Raw genomic sequence first — 19,848 nt, forward strand, 5'->3', positions numbered from 1 at the left:
CAACCGGCATGGCTCGTCATTTGCAGGGCCGATCCCATTGCTCCAGATACCCGCGTGACCCAGTCCTTCACCGTTTCCGACTTCGACTACGAACTGCCGCCCGAGCTCATCGCGCAGACGCCCGCCGCCGAGCGCACAGGCAGCCGCCTGCTGCACCTGGACGCCGCCAGCCAGCTGCATGACCGCCAGTTCGCCGACCTGACCTCCCTCTTGCGGCCCAACGACCTGCTGGTGTTCAACGACACCCGCGTCATCAAGGCGCGCCTGCCGGGCCACAAGATCACCGGCGGCAAGATCGAGGTGCTGGTCGAACGCATCACCGAACCCGACCGCGTCCTGGCGCACGTGCGCGCCAGCAAGTCGCCGGGCGCCGGCATGGTGCTGCGCCTGGCCGACGCCTTCGAGGCCACGGTGCTGGGCCGCGAAGGCGAGCTCTTCGACATCCGCTTTCCCGGTCCCGTGCTCGACCTGCTGGACGCCCACGGCGCCACGCCGCTGCCGCCGTACATCACGCATGCCGCCGACGCCGGCGACGACGACCGCTACCAGACCGTGTACGCCCGCGAACCCGGCGCGGTCGCCGCCCCCACCGCCGGCCTGCATTTCGACCAGCCCACGCTCGAGCGTCTGGCCGGGCTGGGCGTGGCGCGCGCCTTCGTCACGCTGCACGTGGGCGCCGGCACCTTCCAGCCGGTGCGCGTGGACAACCTGGCCGACCACGTCATGCACGCCGAATGGTTCACCGTGCCCCAGGCCACCGTGGACGCGATCGCCGCGGCCCGCGCCCAGGGCGGACGCGTGATCGCCGTCGGCACCACCAGCGTGCGCGCCCTGGAATCGGCCGCCGCGCAGACCGAGGGCCGCACCGCTCCCGGCGTCCCGCTGGCCCCCGCCCAAGGCGACACGCGCCTGTTCATCACCCCCGGTTACCAGTACCGTGTGGTGGACGCGCTGGTCACCAACTTCCATCTGCCCCAGTCGACCCTGCTGATGCTGGTGTCTGCGCTGGCCGGCGTCGAGCCCATCCGCCGCGCCTACGCCCACGCCGTCGCCGCACGCTACCGCTTCTTCAGCTACGGCGACGCCATGTTCATCGAAACCCCTGCCTCATGACCGGACTCAACTTCGAACTGCTCGCCACCGACGGCGGCGCCCGCCGCGGCCGCATCACGCTGAACCACGGCGTGGTCGAGACCCCCATCTTCATGCCGGTGGGCACCTACGGCAGCGTCAAGGCGATGATGCCGCACGAGCTCAAGGAAATCGGCTCGCAGATCGTGCTGGGCAACACCTTCCACCTGTGGCTGCGCCCCGGCACCGAAATCATGGAAAAGCATGGCGGCCTGCACGGCTTCATGCAGTGGGACAAGCCCATCCTGACCGACTCGGGCGGCTTCCAGGTGTTCAGCCTGCAGGGCATGCGCAAGATCACCGAGGAAGGCGTGAAGTTCGCCTCGCCCATCGACGGCGCGCGCCTGTTCCTCACGCCCGAAGAGTCGATGCGCATCCAGCGCTCGCTCAATTCCGACATCGTCATGGTGTTCGACGAGTGCACGCCCTACGAAATCGACGGCCGCCCCGCCACCGTCGAGGAAGCCGCACGCTCCATGCGCATGTCCCTGCGCTGGGCGCGCCGCTCGCGCGACGAATTCGATCGCCTGGGCAATCCGAACGCGCTGTTTGGCATCGTGCAGGGCGGCATGTACGAGTCGCTGCGCGACGAATCCCTGGCCGGACTGCAGGACATCGGCTTTCACGGCTACGCGATCGGCGGGCTGTCGGTGGGCGAGCCCAAGGAAGACATGATGCGCATCCTGGCGCACGTCACGCCCAAGCTGCCCGTCCAGGCCCCGCGCTATCTGATGGGCGTGGGCACCCCCGAAGACCTGGTCGAGGGCGTGAGCCGCGGCGTCGACATGTTCGACTGCGTCATGCCCACCCGCAACGCGCGCAACGGCTGGCTGTTCACGCGCTTTGGCGACGTGAAGATCCGCAACGCCAAGTACCGCGACGACACCCGCCCGCTGGACCCGAGCTGCGGCTGCCACACCTGCGGCAATTTCTCGCGCGCCTACCTGCACCACCTGCAGCGCGCCAACGAAATCACCGGCGCGCGCCTGAACACGCTGCACAACCTGCACTTCTATCTGACTATCATGAAGGAAATGCGCGAGGCCATTGCGGAAGGCCGTTTTGACGCCTGGCGCGCCCAGTTCGCCGCGGACCGCGCCCGCGGCATCGAGTAGCCGGATAAAAAAGCCCCGCCAGGGGCTTTTGCCGGCGGGTTTCGCCCCCATTTGACCGGGCAGGCCGCCGCTGCAAGCGGAAGCCGCCTTGACGCCTGGGATGACACCCTAGTTAAAGGCGGGCGATAACCTCTATACAATAGTCGGCTTGCCCTATCCATGGCTCGCGCGGGGATGGGCGCATTAAAAACATAGCGATAAACCCAAACAGACTCAAACGCAGGAGAATTCAATGTCCGTTATCGATACCGCCAGCCTCGTCGTGGCTCAGGCCGCCGCCCCCGAAGGCAATGCGTTGATGGGCATGCTGCCCATCATCCTGATGTTCGTGATCCTCTATTTCCTGATGATCCGTCCGCAGATGAAGCGCCAGAAGGAACACCGCAACCTGATCGCGGCCCTGGCCAAGGGCGACGAAGTCGTCACCGCCGGCGGCATGCTCGGCAAGGTCACCAAGGTCAACGACAGCTACGTCACCGTCGAAGTCTCCGAACTGGCCGACAAGCCCGTCGAAGTCATCATGCAGAAGTCGTCGGTCTCGACCGTTCTGCCCAAGGGAACCATCAAGGCCCTGTAAGCGTCCCAGAAGAGCCCCGACGGGGCTCTTGTCCTTGAAGACGCCTACCGCCGCCCGCCGCGCTCACCCGCTCGGGCGGCCCTTTCATCTCTTTAAATGAAGTAGCCGGCAATGAACCGCTATCCCCTCTGGAAGTACATTACGGTCCTGGTCGCGGTCCTCATTGGCCTGCTGTACACGCTTCCCAATTTCTACGGCGAATCCCCCGCCGTTCAGGTGTCCAGCGCCAAGGCCACGGTCAAGGTCGACACCTCCGTGCTGGCCCGCGTGGAACAGATCCTGACCGATGCCAAGATCCCCAACGAAGGCGCCTATTTCGAATTGAACGGCACGCTCGGCACCGTGCGCGCCCGCTTCCCGTCCACCGACGTGCAGCTGCAGGCCCGCGACCTGATCGAAAAATCGCTCAATACCGTTCCCGGCGACCCGCACTACACCGTGGCGCTGAACCTGCTGCCCGCCTCGCCGCCCTGGATGCGCGCGCTGGGCTGGTTCGCGCCCAAGCCCATGTACCTGGGCCTGGACCTTCGCGGCGGCGTGCACTTCCTGCTGCAGGTCGACATGCAAGGCGCCCTGACCGCCCGCTACGACTCGCTGTCCGCCGACGTGCGCTCGGTGCTGCGCGACCAGAAGATCCCCGTCGCCGGCGTTGAACGCTCCGGCATGAGCATCGCCGCCACCTTCGCCAACACCGACGACCGCGACCGCGCCATCTCGACGCTGCGCTCGCGCCTGCCGGACCTGGAATTCACCGAACGCGAAGAAGGCGGCAAGCAATTGCTGCTGGCCGCCCTGAACCCGGCGGCCGTCACCCGCGTGCAGGATTCCGCGCTCAAGCAGAACATCAACACGCTGCACAACCGCATCAACGAACTGGGCGTGGCCGAACCGATCATCCAGCAACAGGGTTCGGACCGCATCGTGGTGCAACTGCCCGGCGTGCAGGACGTGGCCAAGGCCAAGGAACTGCTGGGCCGCACCGCCACGCTGGAAATCCGCATGGTCGACGACTCCCCCGCCGCGCAGGCCGCGCTGCTGGGCGGCAGCGTCCCGTTCGGTCTCGAACGTTACAACGACCGCGACGGCCGTCCCATTCTGGTCCGCCGCCAGGTCGTCCTGACCGGCGAAAACCTGCAGGACGCCCAACCCGGCCGCGATTCGCAGACCCAGCAGGCCGCCGTTCACCTGACGCTGGATTCCAAGGGCGCCCGCATCTTCCGCGACGTCACCCGCGACAACATCAACAAGCGCATGGCCATCCTGCTGTTCGAAAACGGCAAGGGCGAAGTGGTCACCGCGCCGGTCATCCGCGGCGAAATCGCGGGCGGACAGGTGCAGATCTCGGGCAGCATGTCTTCCGAGGAAGCCGCAGACACCGCGCTGCTGCTGCGCGCCGGCGCGCTGGCCGCACCGATGTCCATCATCGAGGAACGCACCATCGGCCCGAGCCTGGGCGCCGACAACATCTCGAAGGGCTTCTACTCGACCCTGTACGGCTTCCTGGCCATCGCCGCGTTCATCATCATCTACTACCACCTGTTCGGCGTGTTCTCCACGATCGGCCTGACGCTCAACGTGCTGCTGCTGCTGGCGCTCTTGTCCATGCTGCAGGCCACGCTGACGCTGCCGGGTATCGCGGCTATCGCGCTGACGCTGGGCATGGCCATCGACTCGAACGTGCTGATCAACGAGCGCATCCGAGAAGAACTACGCGCGGGGGCCACACCCCAGCAGGCCATCCATCACGGCTTCGAACGTGCGTGGGGCACCATTCTCGACTCGAACCTCACCACGCTGATCGTGGGCCTGGCGCTGCTGGCCTTCGGTTCGGGCCCGATCCGCGGCTTCGCGGTGGTTCACTGCCTGGGCATCCTGACCTCGATGTTCTCGTCTGTCGTGGGCGTGCGCGCGCTGGCCAACCTGTACTACGGCCGCAAGAAGAAGCTCACCTCGATCTCCATCGGCGAAGTCTGGAAGCCGAAGGCAAACTGAAAATAGGGCGGACGGCCCGGGCCGTCCGCCACAGAAAAGAACCGAAGGCGAAAAATGGAATTTTTCCGGATTCACCGCACCATCCCGTTCATGCGCCATGCCCTGGTGCTGAACATCATCAGTCTCGTCACCTTCCTGCTGGCGGTCTTCTTCATCGTCACGCGCGGCTTTCACCTGTCGATCGAGTTCACCGGCGGCACGGTCATGGAAGTCAACTACGCCCAGACGGCGCAGCTCGAAAACGTGCGCGGCGTGGTCTCCAAGCTGGGCTACACCGACTTCCAGGTCCAGAACTTCGGCACCTCGCACGACGTCATGATCCGCCTGCCCCTGCAGGAAGGCCAGACGTCCGCCACGCAAAGCGAAACCGTCATGGCCGCGCTCAAGACCGCCGACTCCGGCGTCGAGCTGCGCCGCGTCGAGTTCGTCGGTCCGCAGGTCGGGCAGGAACTCCTGCACAACGGCCTCATGGCGCTGCTGGTGGTCGTGATCGGCATCATGGTCTACCTGGGCTTTCGCTTCGAATGGAAGTTCGCGGTCGCCGGCGTCATCGCCAACCTGCATGACGTGGTCATCATCCTGGGCTTCTTCGCGTTCTTCCAGTGGGAGTTTTCGCTGGCGGTGCTGGCCGGTGTGCTGGCCGTGCTGGGCTACTCCGTGAACGAATCCGTGGTCATCATGGACCGGATCCGCGAAAACTTCCGCAAATACCGCAAGGCGGATGTGCACGAAGTCATCAACAGCGCCATCACGCAGACCATCTCGCGGACCATCATCACTCACGGTTCGACCCAGATGATGGTGCTGGCCATGCTGTTCTTCGGCGGCCCCACCCTGCACTACTTCGCCATGGCCCTGACCATCGGCATCTGGTTCGGCATCTACTCGTCGGTGTTCGTCGCCGCCGCGCTGGCCATGTGGATGGGCGTCAAGCGCGAAGACCTGATCAAGCCGGTCAAGAAGGAAGGCGAAGAAGGCGAAGTCGCCTGATTGCCCTCGTGCTGACATGCAAAACCCGTCGCTTGCGACGGGTTTTTCTTTTGGGGCTCGGTGGCTGCGATCAGTACGAGTACTCTCGCGCATCGTTACCGGTTAGCTTGTCTGATTTCCGAGTGGGCAGTTGATTTGAATATCTGAACAGGTATCTTGGTTCAGACCGCCGAAACGTGATCCCCACTTGGCCGAATCGGGCAATGGCCCCTCATCACCCTGCCCGGGACGCACCATGACATGCACCTCGACCGTTGGCACGCAGAACGTGCTTTACGACCTCGGCTTTGAAGACGCCGCCGAGCTGACTGCCAAGGTCCAATTGGCGATCCGATTCAACGACTTGATCGACGAACGCGGCCTGAACCAGCGGGAGGTCGCCGCCCTGACAGGGATGACGCAGCCCAAGGTATCTCAAATCCGAAGGTACAAGCTCCAGAACATTTCTCTCGAACGGGTAATGCATGCGCTGGTTGCGCTGGGCCAACGCGTACACACGCGCACGCATTCGTTACCATGCCCCTCATGAAACTCACCATCGACCACCTCGTCATCGCCGCCGCGGACCTTGCCAGCGGCACCGAATATGTCGCCGGCCTGCTTGGCATCGCGCCGCAGGGCGGCGGGGCGCATCCGCGCATGGGCACCCATAACCGTGTGCTGGGCATGGCGGACGGGGTGTACCTGGAAGTCATTGCCATCGATCCCGACGCGCCGGCGCCTGAGCGCCCCCGCTGGTTCGGGCTGGACCAGGGCGACGTGCGGGCGCGCATCGAACAAGGGCCCTTTCTGGCCCACTGGGCCGCGCGCGTGGAGGCGCCGCTGGATCTGACGCACATGCAGGCCGAACACCCCGACCGCCTGCCCCCAGCCATCGCCATGACGCGCGGCGACCTGCGCTGGCGCTTGACCGTGCCGGACGACGGCAGTCTGCCCACGTGGCGCGAGGCGGGCCATGAGGCCGGAGAAGGCCTGCTGCCCACGCTGATCCAATGGGATGTGGAGAACCCGCCGGGCGCGACCTTGCCGCGCCAGCCGCTGCGCCTGCTGCGTCTGACCGGCTGCCATCCTCGCGCCGCACTGCTGCGCCAGGGCCTGGCCTGGATGGGCGCCGACAGCCTGATCGACGTCGAGCAGGCCGACGGCCCGCCCCGCCTGCGCGCGCAGATCGAAACGCCGTCCGGGGTCAAAGTGCTGGCCTGACGCCCACAGTCCGTCCCCCGCCCAATCGGCGTTCCGTCCCCGGGCCGGGCCCAGTCACCGGACGACAAAAAGGCCGCGGATTTCGCGGCCTTGTCTGTTTACCGAGCGCAGGCTCAAGCCTTCTTCCACCAGCGCCAGGGCGCGCGCAGCGGCCATTGGTACTTGCTGCACAGCACGCGCGGGGCCAGATAGTGCCCGACCAGCACGGCGATGCCCGCAGCCGTCATGACGTCCGACAGGTAGTGATCCAGGTTCACCAGACGGCTGATCGCCACCAGCGCCGCCAGCAGCAGGAACACCCAGCGCCAGCGCGGCGCCAGAATGCCCAGCACCACCGCCACCGAGAAGGCGGCGTAGGTATGGCTGGAAGGAAAGGAATTGAACTGCTGCGCGCGCGAAAACGATTCACCCAGCCCGTAGATGCCCTGTTCGAAGTACAGCTCGGGCCGCGCCCGGGCCACGCTGCGCTTAAGGAGCAGCACCACCAGCCCGCCCACCGCCATGGTCGACAGCATCAGCAGGCTGCCGCGCGCCATGGCGGCATAGCTGACACGCAGCGGATTGCGCCACCCGCGCGCCAGGCCCACAAGACCGATTACGTAGAACGCCAGCGCCATGACGATGTAATGGCCGCTTTCGCCCAGCTCGCCCACCCATTCAAAGGACTGGTCGACGCCTTCCGACACCGATTTCTGGATCCAGATGGCCAGCGGCAAGTCGACCCACAGCGCGCACGCTGCGGCGGCCAGCGCCAGCGCGCAAGCCAGCAGCGCCCACACGGAATTGGGGTAGGGATTACGGTACTCGTCCTGGACAGCGGCACCGGTCCCGCCAGCAAGGGAGGGAGCGGCTGCCGGAGGCGTAAGGCGATTGGAATTCATCGGTGCCGCTCGGGAGAAAAAAGGGATTTTACCGGCGCCTGCCGGCGCGCGGACCGCTATCGTAACGGCCAACGCGCGCGCATCCAAGAAACAATTCCTGGGCAAGGGTTAAAATCCGCCCTTTCCCCCTTTCCAGCCCCCGGGATCTACACCCGTCACGGCGACCATCATGCAAGAAACCTCTCTCAAGCGCGCGGGCAATGTCCCGGGCGACACCCCTGCCCCCCTGCCTTCGGCCACTGCCGGCGCCGGCTCCCCCCGCAAGCTGTACATCCGCACCTTTGGCTGCCAGATGAACGAGTACGACTCGGACAAGATGGCCGACGTGCTGCGCGAGGACCAGGGCGAGCTCGAACTGACCGACAACCCCGAAGAGGCGGACGTCATCCTGTTCAACACCTGTTCGGTGCGCGAAAAGGCGCAGGAAAAGGTGTTTTCGGATCTGGGCCGCGTGCAGCACCTGAAGAAGACCAACCCGAACCTCGTCATCGGCGTGGGCGGCTGTGTCGCCAGCCAGGAAGGCGAGGCCATCGTCAAGCGCGCGCCCTACGTCGACGTGGTGTTCGGCCCGCAGACCCTGCACCGCCTGCCCGACCTCATCAAGCGCCGCCGCAACGAAGGCCGTTCGCAGGTCGACATCAGCTTTCCCGAGATCGAAAAATTCGACAACATGCCGCCGCCGCGCGTCGAAGGCGCCACGGCATTCGTCTCGATCATGGAAGGCTGTAGCAAATACTGCAGCTTCTGCGTCGTGCCCTACACGCGCGGCGAAGAGGTCTCGCGTCCGTTCGACGACGTGCTGATCGAAGTGGCCGACCTGGCGGACCAGGGCGTCAAGGAAGTGACGCTGCTGGGCCAGAACGTCAACGCCTACCGCGGCCGCATGACCGATTCCGACGAGATCGCCGACTTCGCGATGCTGCTGGAATACGTGCATGAGATCCCCGGCATCGAGCGCATCCGCTACACGACCTCGCACCCCAAGGAAATGACCCAGCGCATGGTGGACGCCTACGCCCGCCTGCCCAAGCTGGTGTCGTTCCTGCACCTGCCCGTGCAAGCCGGCAGCGACCGCGTGCTGGCCGGCATGAAGCGCGGCTACACCACGCTGGAATTCAAGTCGGTCGTGCGCCGTCTGCGCGCCGCCCGCCCGAATCTGACGCTGTCCTCGGACTTCATCGTGGGCTTTCCCGGCGAGACCGAGGAAGACTTCGAAAAGACGCTCAAGCTGATCGAGGACGTCGGCTTCGACACCTCGTTCTCGTTCGTGTACTCGCGCCGCCCGGGCACGCCCGCCGCCGACCTGACCGACGACACCCCGCAGGACGTGAAGCTGCGCCGCCTGCAGCGCCTGCAGGCGCTCATCAACGACCAGGCGGCAACGATCGCCCGCAACATGGTGGGCACGCGCCAACGCCTGCTGGTCGAAGGCCCCTCGCGCCGCGACCCGAACGAGCTCATGGGCCGCACCGAGAACAACCGCATCGTCAATTTCCCCGCGCCCGCGCGGCTCATCGGACAAATGGTCGACGTCGTCATCACCGAGGCGCACACGAATTCGCTGCGTGCCCGCGTGGCCGACGTGGACCGCACTTCGCAAGAGGCTGAATGACCACACCCCGCCCCCGCGCGCGCCGCAGCATGCCCGTCATCGTCAATCTGGACGGCGACAACACCCACCTGGCCAATCTCTGCGGCCCCCTGGACGAAAACCTGCGGCAACTGGCCGACGGCATGACCGTCAAGCTGTCGCGCCGCGGCAGCCGCGTCACGATCGAAGGCGAGCGCGCCGAACTGGCGGGCCGCATCCTGCGCCGGTTCCACGAACAGGCCGTGCACCGCGCCCTGTCCATCGACGACATCCAGCTTGGATTGGTCGAAATCGGCGTGGGCCGCCAGGAAGACAAGCTCAAGGAAGAGCAGGCGCAGGAACTGGATGCCCTGCCCGCCCTGGACGACGAAAGCGACGGCATCGCCCTGCGCACCAAGCGCAGCGACCTGCGTCCGCGCACGCCGCGCCAGCGCGACTACCTGAACAACATCCTCAAGCACGACATCACGTTCGGCGTCGGCCCCGCCGGCACGGGCAAGACCTGGCTGGCCGTGGCCTGCGCCATCGACGCCATGGAACGCGACACGGTGCAGCGCCTGGTGCTGACCCGCCCTGCCGTCGAAGCCGGCGAACGCCTGGGCTTTCTGCCCGGCGACCTGGCGCAAAAGGTCGATCCGTATCTGCGGCCGCTGTATGACGCGCTGTACGACCTGATGGGCTTCGAAAAAGTGCAGCGCCTGTTCGAGAAGCAGACCATCGAGATCGCCCCGCTGGCCTACATGCGCGGCCGCACGCTGAACCACGCCTTCGTCATCCTGGACGAGGCGCAGAACACGACGCCCGAGCAGATGAAGATGTTCCTCACGCGGATCGGCTTCGGCAGCAAGGCGGTCATCACCGGCGACCCGTCGCAGGTCGACCTGCCGCGCGGCCAGGACAGCGGGCTGGCGCATGCGGTCAAGGTGCTACATGACGTCCAGGGCATCGCCACCACCAAGTTCACCAGCCGCGATGTCGTGCGCCACCCCCTGGTCGCGCGCATTGTCGACGCCTACGACCGCGCCGCCGAAGATGAAGCCTGAGCTGTCCCTGTCCGTGCAGTACGGCGTCGAGGAAGCCCGCCTGCCCCGCTGGCGCCTGCGCCGCTGGGCCGAACGCGCGCTGGGCGCCGCCTTTGAAGACGGCCTGGTCGACTTCTCGGCGGCCGAACTCAGCCTGCGGCTGGTCGGCGCGGCCGAAGGGCGCCGCCTGAACCGCGACTTTCGCGGCCGCGACTACGCCACCAACGTGCTGACCTTCGAGTACGGCGTCGACCCGCTGGGCGTGGCTCGCGGCGACATCGTCATGTGCGTGCCCGTGCTGGTGCGCGAGGCCCGCGAGCAGCGCAAGACACTGCTGGACCACGCCGCCCACCTCACCATCCACGGCGTGCTGCATTCGCTGGGCTATGACCACATCAAGGCACGCGAGGCCAAGCGCATGGAAGCCCTGGAAACCGCGACACTCGCGCAGATGGGCATTGCCGATCCCTACGTCGCGGCCTGACCCTTTCCCTCCGACCGCCGAAGCTTCGGGTCAACCCTGAGAAATTGCCGGAAAATGGCGTCCAGCAAGGCGCAGATCGCGTCCATTGCACCCATTTTCCCGGCCGGCGTTGCAAACGATGGGCCAGTATCGGTTATGCTGGCTCCTCCCTAACTTGTCCTCCCGGACGATGTCTGACCCTTACCCTGCTCCCGAAGCGACGCCTGCTCGCTCTACCAAACCCGCCACCAAATCCCTCCTAGACCGCCTGCTTTCCCTTGTGCGCAAAGAGCCCGAGGACCGCGAAGGCATCAAGGCCGTCCTCGAAGCCGCGCACGAACGCCAGTTGCTCGACGCGGAGTCGTACAAGATGATCAAGGGCGCGCTCGCCGTGTCCGAGGGCACTGTCGGCGACATCATGGTCCCGCGCTCGCGCATGGATCTGCTCGATGTCACGCAGCCCATCCCGTACCTGGTGGCTTCGGTGATCGAAACCGCGCATTCGCGGTTCCCCGTCTACGAGGGCGATCGCGACAACATCATCGGCATCCTGCTCGCCAAGGATCTGCTGCGCTGCATGCTCGAGCCCAACATCGAACTGCGCACACTGGTCCGCCCCGCCGTCTTCATTCCCGAATCCAAGCGCTTGAATGTGCTGCTGCACGAGTTCCGCGCCAGCCGTAACCACCAGGCCATCGTCATCGACGAGCATGGCGGCATTTCGGGCCTGGTGACGATGGAAGACGTGCTGGAACAGATCGTCGGCGATATCGAAGACGAGTTCGACGAGACCGAAGAGGATTCCATCTTCCCCGAAGGCGAAAACCAGTGGCGCGTGCTCGCGGCCACCGATATCTCGCACTTCAACGAAGTGTTCGGCTGCCAGTTGCCCGACGACGAATACGACAGCGTGGGCGGCTGGATGGGCGGTCAGCTGGGCCGCATTCCGCGCCGTGGCGACCACGCCGACTTCGATGGCCTGCGCCTTGAAGTCGCGCGCGGCGACGCTCGCCGTGCCATCTGGCTGCGCGTCAAGCGCCTGGCCACGCCCCAGACCACAGTACCCGCCACCGACGCATGATCAGCACCCCGCGCGGCCGACTCCTGCGCGGCGCCGCCGGCCTCGTGCTGGCGGGCGCCATCCACGCCCTGACCTTCGCCCCCGGCCCGCTGCCCGGGTGGGCGCTGGCGTTCACCCAGATCGCCGCGCTGGCCGTGCTGGCGCGCGTCACGCTGTATGCGCCGTCGGCGCGTCAGGCATGGCTGCGCGGCTGGCTGTTCAGCTTTGCCAGCTACGCGCTTGGGCTGTACTGGATCTTCATCAGCCTGCACCGCTACGGCGACCTGGCCGCGCCGCTGGCGGTCGCCGCCGTGCTGGCGCTGTCGGCCTTCCTGGCGCTTTTCCCGGCTACCGCCACGGCGCTCGCGCGCCGCTACGCGCCGCTGGCCACCGATTCGGCCCCGTCCCGCATTCTGGCCGCCACGCTGGCCTGGGCGGCGATGTGGGGCGCGTTCGAATGGCTGCGCGCGGTGCTGCTGACGGGTTTTCCGTGGCTGAACATCGGCTATGCACAGGTCGACAGCCCCATCGCGGGCTGGGCGCCCCTGCTCGGCGTGCACGGCATGGCCTTCCTGGCCGCGTTCGTCGCGGCGGCTGCCGCAAGCCTGTGGCAGCCCTCCCGCAAGCCCGGCATGGGACCGCGCCATGCGCTGGCCGCCGGCGTCGCGGTGGCGCTCGCCGCGGCGGGCTGGCCGCTGTCCCGCATCGACTGGTCGTCCCCGGTTGGCGACCCGCTCAATGTGCGGCTCATTCAGGGCAACATCGGGCAATCGCAGAAATTCGATCCCGCGCTGCTAGAGCAGAGCCTGCGGCGTCATCTGGAACTGACCGCCCTGCCCGCGGCGCCCGGCGTGCCCGCGCCGCAGCTGATGGTCCTGCCGGAAACCGTGGTGCCCATCTTCCAGGACCAGCTTGATCCGCGCGTCTGGGAAGTCTGGCGCAACCTGGCCGGGCAACGGAACACCGTCATCGCGATGGGCGTGCCGCTGCACGACCGCGTCAATGGACGCGAACGCTACACCAACAGCGTCATCGGCTTTGACGGCGCCACGCCGGTCGAACAACTGGTCGGCGGCAACACCGCCATGCGCTACGACAAGCGCCACCTGGTGCCGTGGGGCGAATACGTGCCGCCCGGCTTCCACTGGTTTGTCGAAATGCTGAACATCCCGCTGGGCGACTTCGATCGTGGCGGCGAACGCCAGACGCCCTTTGCCGTCGGCGGCCAGCACATCGCGTTCAACATCTGCTACGAAGACCTCTTCGGACCCGACCTGCTGCCCGCCCTGCAACCCGGCCCCAACGGCGAACCGGGCGCGACCATCCTGGTCAACGTCAGCAACCTGGGCTGGTTCGGCGATAGCTGGGCGCTGCGCCAGCATCTGCAGATCGGCCGTTTGCGCACCATCGAGACCGCGCGTCCGATGCTGACCGCCACCAACACCGGCATCACCGCCGCCATCGACGCAAAGGGCCATGTCGCGGCCCAGCTTGCGCCGCTGCAGGCGGGCGTGCTGCCCGTCTCGGTGCAGGGCATGACGGGACTTACGCCCTATGCGCGCTTTGGAGACAAGACCGCGCTCGCGCTGATCGGTCTGGCGCTCATCGCCGCCGTGGGCAGCGCCCGCCGCCCACGCCGCAGCTGATTTCTCTGCGGCTGATTCCACTGCGGCGGCTTTCACGCCGCAGTTGATTCCCGGCGCGGCCATCTCCCTTCAGGCAAACAGGTTCGCGGGCAGCGAGCCTGTTTCGTCGGGAGGTTGCAGCGGTCCGTTGCCCGCCCCCGTGAATTCAATCGCATCCGCAATGGCCTGCATGTCGTCGGCATCCAGTTCCAGTTCGGCCGCGCCGATCAGCCCGTCCACCTGCGACGCGCTGCGCGCCCCCAGGATGGCGCTAGTCACCCCTGGCCAAGCCAGCGTCCACGCGGCTGCCGCGGCGGCCACGGTGGCGCCGTGCCGCTCCGCAATGGGTTTGAAGGCATCGGCCAGCGCCAGGTTGCGATCCAGGTCCGGCGACCGGAAATCCGCGTGCCGCGCCCGCCAATCCTCCGGCGGCAAGGCCCGCGCACGCTCGGCGCTGAACTTGCCGGTCAGCAAACCCGAATTCATCGGGCTGTAGACGATCACGCCCGTGCCATGCGCCGCGCACCACGGGATCAGGTCGCTGGCCGCAGCGCGCTGGATCGCCGAAAACGGCGGCTGCAACGTGTCCACGTGCCCCAGTTGTTCCGCGGCCTGCAACTGCGCAAGATTGTGGTTCGACAGCCCGACCGCGCGGATCTTGCCGGCCTGCTTCAGATCCAGCAATTCCTGCCAGTACGCCTCCAGCGGCGTGCCATCGCCCGCCGGCCAGTGCATCTGATACAGATCGATGCGCTCGACGCCCAGCCGCCGCAACGACCCTTCAAGCTCGCGGCGGATGCTGGACGGCGCTCCCGTACGCCGTGGCATGGCCTGCGGCTGCTCCGGCGACCACGTCAAACCGCATTTGGTGAACACGTACGGACGCTCGCTCGCGGGCATCTGAGCCAGCGCCTGGCGCACGATGGCTTCGGAATGCCCCAGCCCGTATACGGCGGCGGTGTCGATCCAGTTGATGCCGCGGTCGATCGCATGCCGGATCGCCTTGATGGATTCGGCATCGTCCTGCGGCCCCCAGCCCACCGCCCATCCATTGCCGCCCATTGCCCATGCGCCCAGGCCGATGCGCGTGATGTCCATATCCGTGCGGCCCAGGGCGACGGTGGGAAACGCGGTGCTGCTCATGAAGAATGGCTCATGTGTCGATGTCCTTGCCGATCCGCGGCAACTTTCCGTGCTGTGTAGGCGAAAAAAATACGCGCGCCGAAAAAAAATTTAGCTGTTCACGATAGCACTTGCACAAGCCTTTGATTTTGTTGATTTCTGCACCAATCGCAGGCGCATGCCGCGCCGATTTTGCCGCCAAATACGCCCGGAATATGGGCCGTCCATGGCCATCGAACCCTCTTTTTTCGCAACTTTTTTGCTTTTTGCCATGAAGCGACTTGCACGCCCAATTTAGTTCGTGCATAATCTCGTTTCTTCGCCAACGGCACTAAACAAAACCGGCAACGAAACAGCAAAAAACGCGCTCTAAACGGCGCGTTTAAAGCGAAAACGTTGAAGGAATTGATTAGAGAAACGGGGGTATAGCTCAGCTGGGAGAGCGCTTGCATGGCATGCAAGAGGTCAGCGGTTCGATCCCGCTTACCTCCACCAGTCCAAAGCGAAGATTAGTACAGCAAGTCCAAGTCCCCTTCGTCTAGAGGCCTAGGACATCACCCTTTCACGGTGAGTACAGGGGTTCGAATCCCCTAGGGGACGCCAGTTTACTGGCATGCAGTAGTAGTGATGCAGTTGAAGTGACCATGTAGTTGAGTTAAGCCGCTGCGGAGCGGTAGTTCAGTTGGTTAGAATACCGGCCTGTCACGCCGGGGGTCGCGGGTTCGAGCCCCGTCCGCTCCGCCAAAAGCTCTCTCGCTCAGAGTCTTTCAAGAGCTCCGTTTTCGGGGCTTTTTTGTTTTATAAGTGTGAGACCTTGTTGTCTGAAATTTGGGACAGCAGGACGCCCTGGGGGTATAGCTCAGCTGGGAGAGCGCTTGCATGGCATGCAAGAGGTCAGCGGTTCGATCCCGCTTACCTCCACCAGTAGGCAGTACAGTAGTAAAGTAGTTCGTTCCAGGTCCCCTTCGTCTAGAGGCCTAGGACATCACCCTTTCACGGTGAGTACAGGGGTTCGAATCCCCTAGGGGACGCCAGCTTCCACTGGCAAGCAGTACAGGCTGTCTTGACACCACAGCATGGCAATGAAGTTTGAAGTTATCAGTAAGCCGCTGCGGAGCGGTAGTTCAGTTGGTTAGAATACCGGCCTGTCACGCCGGGGGTCGCGGGTTCGAGCCCCGTCCGCTCCGCCAAGCACTTTGCGCTTACCGAACGCTGCTTGCAGCACGCACCAAAAGCTCCGGATTCCGGAGCTTTTTGCTTTTGCGCGTTGGCATTTTGCTTTTGCGTTTACTTTCCGCCACTGCCATTCGCGCGGTGCAATCCCCTCTCGCTGTACCCCTTCCGCGAGACTCCTCCGTTTTGACCTCTGGACAGCACCGGCGCGCGGCTTCATGCTTGCGCGTAGACGCCATGCGAAGAAAAAAGAGGCCTACGTGACCCCCAACGACGCCGCACCCCAAGCACATCGCCAACACCTGCAGAGCATTATCGCGGGCCTCAACGAGGGCATCATCCTGCTTGAGGCCGATGGCTCGATCGCCTGGGCCAACGCCAGCGCACTTGCGCTGCATGGCGCCGAATCGATGGAAGACCTGGGCGGCACGCCCGCGGGATTTCGCAAGCGATATACGCTCACCTATCGCAACCATCACCGCGTGCCGGCACGCCAGTATCCGTTGGACCGCCTGGCGGCGGGCGAAGAGTTCGAAGACCTGCTGCTGGATCTGACCCGCAAGGACGACGACGAATTCGCGCGCAACCTGCTTGCGCGCGGCGTGAATCTGGATGACGGCGGCCCCATTCCCTATCGCGTCCTGATCCTGCATGACCAGACCGCACAGATCAACGCCGAAGAACGCTTCGAACGCGCCTTCTCGGCCAACCCGGCCCCCGCGCTGATCTGCCGGCTGTCCGACCTACGCTACGTCAAGGTGAACCAGGGGTTCCTGGAAATGACCGGCTACTCGCGCGACGCCGTGCTCGGCAAGTCGGCGTACGAACTGGATGTGCTGGACGGCAGCGACGAGAAAGAATCGGCCGTCGCGCGGCTCAACGAAGGCAAGACCATTCCCCAGCGAGAGGGTGTACTGAAGCTGCCCGACGGCACCACCAAGTTCGTGGTGGTGGCGGGTCAGCCCATCGACATGAACGACGAACCCTGCATGCTGTTCACGTTCATCGACCTGGAAGGCCGCAAGCGTACCGAAGAGGCCCTGCGCGAAAGCGAAGAGCGCTTCTCCAAGGCCTTCCAGCTGGCGCCCGTGCCGATGGCCGTCTGCGACGGCGTCACCTTGAACGTGCTGAACATCAATGACGCCTTTGCCGCGGCCACCGGCCTGACGCTGGACGACAAGGCCGAGCAGGACCTTGTCGAACTGGGGCTGCGGCCGTACGAAGGCATGCTGGCCGGCCTGAAGCGCGGCGAGAGCGTGCGCAACCGCGAAGCGGTGATGGTCGCTCGCGACGGCGGCGAACTGGACTGCCTGGTGTCGGCCGAGCCGGTCATGATCGGGGGGCTGCGCCGCGTGCTGATCGTGATGCAGGACATCACCGAGCGCAAGCGGTCCGAGACCGAACTGCTGACGGCGATAGAGGCGGTGATGCAGGACACCTCGTGGTTCAGCCGCGGCATCATCGAGAAGCTGGCCCAGCTACGCCAACCCGCCCCCGCGACCCGCGACGTGGCCGAACTGGCACAACTTACGTCGCGCGAGCGCGAAGTCCTGGGCCTGCTTTGCCAAGGCCACGACGACGATGGCATCGCCAAGGCGCTCAAGCTGTCGCGCAACACCGTGCGCAATCACGTGGCCACGATCTACAGCAAGATCGGCGTGCATCGGCGCAGCGCCGCTATCGTCTGGGCGCGGGACCGGGGCATCACCGGTCACGAAAGCGCGCGCAACAAGGACAAACCGGCCAAAACTTGAATAGCGCGGGTCCTATTTACAATTTGAATCAAAATATCCGGCTCTTTCGCATCGCCGAAGATGCCGCCGCGTTAGATCGACTGGCCGCTCAAAAGCGGCCATTTTCTTTGAAACGGCGGTCAACCCCGCATTAAATCGCGCCTAATCGACCGCATTGCACAAAGCGGCCGCCCCTTCTTACGATCCGCCGATCCCGCCCAGGCCATCAGGCCAGCGGCCCCGATCCCCGGTTCGAACGAAGGAGCCTCCGACCATGCAGACTGCGTACATTCCCGTCCCGACAGCGCCCAAGCGCCTGCCCGTCCCGGCATGGACTGCCGATGCCATCCTGGCGCTCTACGAGCTGCCGTTCATGGACTTGTTGCACCGCGCACAGCAGACGCACCGCGCCCATTTCGATCCCAACGTCATCCAGCTCTCGAGCCTGCTGTCGATCAAGACGGGCGGCTGTCCCGAAGACTGCGCATACTGCCCGCAGTCCTCGCACTACGACACCGGCGTGGACGCCGACAAGCTGATGCCGCTGGAAGACGTGGTGGCCGCGGCGCGCGCCGCGCAGGCTGGCGGCGCGCAACGCTTCTGCATGGGCGCCGCGTGGCGCAGCCCCAAGCCGCATCACCTGGACGCCGTGGCCGAGATGGTCAGCGCGGTCAAGGCGCTGGGACTGGAGACCTGCGTGACGCTGGGCATGCTGAGGGACGGCCAGGCCGAACAGCTGAAGAACGCCGGCCTGGACTACTACAACCACAACCTGGACACCTCGCCGGAGTACTACGGCAAGATCATCTCGACGCGCACCTACCAGGACCGCCTGGACACGCTGGACCGCGTGCGCGACGCGGGCATCAGCGTTTGCTGCGGCGGCATCGTGGGCATGGGTGAATCGCGCCGCGAACGCGCCGGCCTGATCGCCCAGCTTGCCAGCATGGAGCCGTATCCCGAATCCGTGCCCATCAACAACCTCGTGCAGGTGGAAGGCACGCCGCTGTCCGACGTGCAAGCCCTTGATCCGTTCGAGTTCGTGCGCACCATCGCGGTAGCGCGCATCGCGATGCCGCGCGCCGCCGTGCGGCTGTCGGCCGGACGCGAGGCGATGGACGATGCGCTGCAGGCGTTGTGCTTCCTGGCAGGCGCCAACTCCATGTTCTACGGCGACGCGCTGCTGACCACCGCCAATCCGCAGATGGCCGCTGACCAGCGCCTGCTGGACCTCCTGGGCATGCGGGTCGACGCCGCCGCGCACACCCACCAGGAGAAGGCAGCATGCCGTTGACGCCCGGTCTTCTGTATCTGGCGGCCAGCGTCGCCTGCAGCGTCACGGTGGCCGTGATGCTCAAGCTGGCGCGGCGTTGGCAGATAGACGTGCGCCAGGCGATCGCCATGAACTACGCCGTGGCCGCCCTGCTCTGCTGGGTGGTGCTGCGTCCCGACCCGGCGCGCCTCCTGGCGCCGCAAACGCCTTGGCTGGTGCTGGCCGCATTGGGCGTTTTGCTGCCCAGCGTCTTCCTGGCCATGGCGGCCGCGCTACGGCATGCCGGCATCGTGCGCAGCGACGCCGCGCAGCGCCTGTCGCTCTTCATTCCGCTACTGGCCGCGTTCGCGTTGTTCGGCGAGCCGGTCACGGGGCGCAAGCTGGCAGCCATCGCGCTGGCCTTTACCGCCCTCTTCTGCCTGCTGCGCCAGCCGCCGCGCATTCGGTTATCGGATGCCACCGCAGCCGAGGACCGGCGCGCGATGTGGTTGTGGCCGCTGGTGGTTTGGGCGGGCTATGGCGTGATCGACATCCTGTTCAAGCAGGTCGCACGCACGGGGACCGCGTTTGCGGGCGGTCTGCTGCTGGCGTTCCTGACGGCGGGCACGCTAATGCTGGCGTATCTGCTGTGGCGACGCGTGCGTTGGCAGGCGCGGCATCTGGCCGCCGGCGTGGCATTGGGGCTGGCCAACTTCGGCAACATCCTGACTTACGTGCGCGCGCACCAGTCGCTGCCCGAGCACCCCGCGCTGGTGTTTGCGTCGATGAACATGGGGGTGATCACGCTGGGCACCCTCGTGGGCGCCCTGGCGTTTCGTGAACCGCTCACGCGTGTGAACGTGCTGGGCATTGCGCTGGCGCTGTCCGCCATTCTGCTGATGACGCCCTGGTAGGGGC

The 19,848-nt window shown here is 65.6% G+C and carries 18 protein-coding genes and 6 tRNA genes; 21 read left to right on the top strand and 3 right to left on the bottom strand.

All coding sequences use genetic code 11. The annotated features are described in order from the left end of the window. The first annotated feature begins 54 nt into the window (after positions 1-54). The 7 genes from queA to CLM73_RS21980 all read left to right on the top strand — a co-directional run bounded on the left by queA (position 55) and on the right by CLM73_RS21980 (position 7,008). Positions 55-1,113, top strand: coding sequence for a tRNA preQ1(34) S-adenosylmethionine ribosyltransferase-isomerase QueA (gene queA / locus CLM73_RS21950; RefSeq protein ID WP_199778186.1), 1,059 nt, complete (start codon positions 55-57; stop codon positions 1,111-1,113). Then, a complete protein-coding gene (gene tgt, locus CLM73_RS21955) occupies positions 1,110-2,246 on the top strand; it encodes a tRNA guanosine(34) transglycosylase Tgt (RefSeq protein ID WP_105240230.1) in 1,137 nt (378 codons plus the stop codon). Before queA ends, tgt begins: the two co-directional genes overlap by 4 nt. A 232-nt stretch (positions 2,247-2,478) precedes the next feature. Continuing rightward, the gene (yajC, locus tag CLM73_RS21960) at positions 2,479-2,823 is read left to right on the top strand and encodes a preprotein translocase subunit YajC (RefSeq protein ID WP_054451553.1); all 345 of its coding nucleotides are present in this window, start codon (positions 2,479-2,481) and stop codon (positions 2,821-2,823) included. 111 nt (positions 2,824-2,934) lie between these two features. After that, entirely contained in the window at positions 2,935-4,815 is a 1,881-nt protein-coding gene (secD, locus tag CLM73_RS21965) for a protein translocase subunit SecD (RefSeq protein ID WP_105240231.1), read from the top strand. Between the two features lie 54 nt (positions 4,816-4,869). Continuing rightward, positions 4,870-5,805: a protein translocase subunit SecF gene (gene secF, locus CLM73_RS21970; protein WP_105240232.1), complete on the top strand. Its 936-nt coding sequence runs from the start codon at positions 4,870-4,872 to the stop codon at positions 5,803-5,805. A gap of 235 nt (positions 5,806-6,040) precedes the next feature. Beyond that, on the top strand, positions 6,041-6,334 hold the full coding sequence (locus CLM73_RS21975; protein ID WP_105240233.1) for a helix-turn-helix domain-containing protein: 294 nt from the start codon (positions 6,041-6,043) through the stop codon (positions 6,332-6,334). Further along, positions 6,331-7,008 (top strand): VOC family protein, encoded by a 678-nt coding sequence (locus tag CLM73_RS21980; RefSeq protein WP_105240234.1) that lies wholly within the window; start codon positions 6,331-6,333, stop codon positions 7,006-7,008. Before CLM73_RS21975 ends, CLM73_RS21980 begins: the two co-directional genes overlap by 4 nt. Before the next feature lie 113 nt (positions 7,009-7,121). Here CLM73_RS21980 and CLM73_RS21985 read toward each other — a convergent pair whose 3' ends face one another. Next, complete coding sequence (locus tag CLM73_RS21985; RefSeq protein ID WP_105240235.1) at positions 7,122-7,889, bottom strand: phosphatase PAP2 family protein; 768 nt, start codon at positions 7,887-7,889, stop codon at positions 7,122-7,124. A gap of 169 nt (positions 7,890-8,058) precedes the next feature. On the opposite strand from CLM73_RS21985, the gene miaB reads away from it, so the two are divergent. The 5 genes from miaB to lnt all read left to right on the top strand — a co-directional run bounded on the left by miaB (position 8,059) and on the right by lnt (position 13,671). Further along, on the top strand, positions 8,059-9,501 hold the full coding sequence (gene miaB, locus CLM73_RS21990; RefSeq protein ID WP_105240236.1) for a tRNA (N6-isopentenyl adenosine(37)-C2)-methylthiotransferase MiaB: 1,443 nt from the start codon (positions 8,059-8,061) through the stop codon (positions 9,499-9,501). Then, positions 9,498-10,523 (top strand): PhoH family protein, encoded by a 1,026-nt coding sequence (locus CLM73_RS21995; RefSeq protein WP_056571697.1) that lies wholly within the window; start codon positions 9,498-9,500, stop codon positions 10,521-10,523. Before miaB ends, CLM73_RS21995 begins: the two co-directional genes overlap by 4 nt. Further along, positions 10,513-10,986 carry an rRNA maturation RNase YbeY gene (gene ybeY, locus CLM73_RS22000; protein ID WP_105240237.1) on the top strand — a complete coding sequence of 158 codons (474 nt, stop codon included), beginning with the start codon at positions 10,513-10,515 and terminating at the stop codon, positions 10,984-10,986. The genes CLM73_RS21995 and ybeY overlap by 11 nt, the downstream gene beginning before the upstream one ends. A gap of 169 nt (positions 10,987-11,155) precedes the next feature. Continuing rightward, the gene (locus CLM73_RS22005; RefSeq protein WP_105240238.1) at positions 11,156-12,046 is read left to right on the top strand and encodes an HlyC/CorC family transporter; all 891 of its coding nucleotides are present in this window, start codon (positions 11,156-11,158) and stop codon (positions 12,044-12,046) included. Then, complete coding sequence (gene lnt, locus CLM73_RS22010) at positions 12,043-13,671, top strand: apolipoprotein N-acyltransferase (protein WP_105240239.1); 1,629 nt, start codon at positions 12,043-12,045, stop codon at positions 13,669-13,671. The genes CLM73_RS22005 and lnt overlap by 4 nt, the downstream gene beginning before the upstream one ends. Positions 13,672-13,740: 69 nt before the next feature. Here the strand turns inward: lnt and CLM73_RS22015 are convergent, their stop codons facing one another. Together CLM73_RS22015 and CLM73_RS29005 are read right to left on the bottom strand one after the other, a co-directional pair. Beyond that, positions 13,741-14,748: an aldo/keto reductase gene (locus tag CLM73_RS22015; protein ID WP_105241658.1), complete on the bottom strand. Its 1,008-nt coding sequence runs from the start codon at positions 14,746-14,748 to the stop codon at positions 13,741-13,743. A 55-nt stretch (positions 14,749-14,803) separates the two neighbouring features. Next, positions 14,804-15,079: a hypothetical protein gene (locus CLM73_RS29005; protein ID WP_158685913.1), complete on the bottom strand. Its 276-nt coding sequence runs from the start codon at positions 15,077-15,079 to the stop codon at positions 14,804-14,806. 112 nt (positions 15,080-15,191) lie between these two features. On the opposite strand from CLM73_RS29005, the gene CLM73_RS22020 reads away from it, so the two are divergent. The 9 genes from CLM73_RS22020 (at position 15,192) to CLM73_RS22060 (ending at position 19,844) form a co-directional block, all read left to right on the top strand. Further along, positions 15,192-15,267, top strand: a tRNA-Ala gene (locus CLM73_RS22020). 32 nt (positions 15,268-15,299) lie between these two features. Beyond that, positions 15,300-15,375: transfer RNA gene (locus CLM73_RS22025), tRNA-Glu, on the top strand. 64 nt (positions 15,376-15,439) lie between these two features. After that, positions 15,440-15,516 (top strand) — tRNA-Asp (locus CLM73_RS22030). A gap of 104 nt (positions 15,517-15,620) precedes the next feature. Then, a tRNA-Ala gene (locus tag CLM73_RS22035) sits at positions 15,621-15,696 on the top strand. Positions 15,697-15,730: 34 nt separating this feature from the next. Next, positions 15,731-15,806 (top strand) — tRNA-Glu (locus tag CLM73_RS22040). 79 nt (positions 15,807-15,885) lie between these two features. Next, a tRNA-Asp gene (locus CLM73_RS22045) sits at positions 15,886-15,962 on the top strand. Positions 15,963-16,163: 201 nt separating this feature from the next. Further along, the gene (locus CLM73_RS22050) at positions 16,164-17,699 is read left to right on the top strand and encodes a helix-turn-helix transcriptional regulator (protein WP_199778187.1); all 1,536 of its coding nucleotides are present in this window, start codon (positions 16,164-16,166) and stop codon (positions 17,697-17,699) included. 253 nt (positions 17,700-17,952) lie between these two features. After that, a complete protein-coding gene (bioB, locus tag CLM73_RS22055) occupies positions 17,953-18,972 on the top strand; it encodes a biotin synthase BioB (protein WP_105240240.1) in 1,020 nt (339 codons plus the stop codon). Further along, entirely contained in the window at positions 18,969-19,844 is an 876-nt protein-coding gene (locus tag CLM73_RS22060) for a DMT family transporter (protein ID WP_199778354.1), read from the top strand. The genes bioB and CLM73_RS22060 overlap by 4 nt, the downstream gene beginning before the upstream one ends. Positions 19,845-19,848 lie beyond the last annotated feature (4 nt).

The organism is Achromobacter spanius (genome assembly GCF_002966795.1).
GTDB classification, from domain to species: Bacteria; Pseudomonadota; Gammaproteobacteria; order Burkholderiales; family Burkholderiaceae_B; genus Achromobacter; species Achromobacter spanius_D.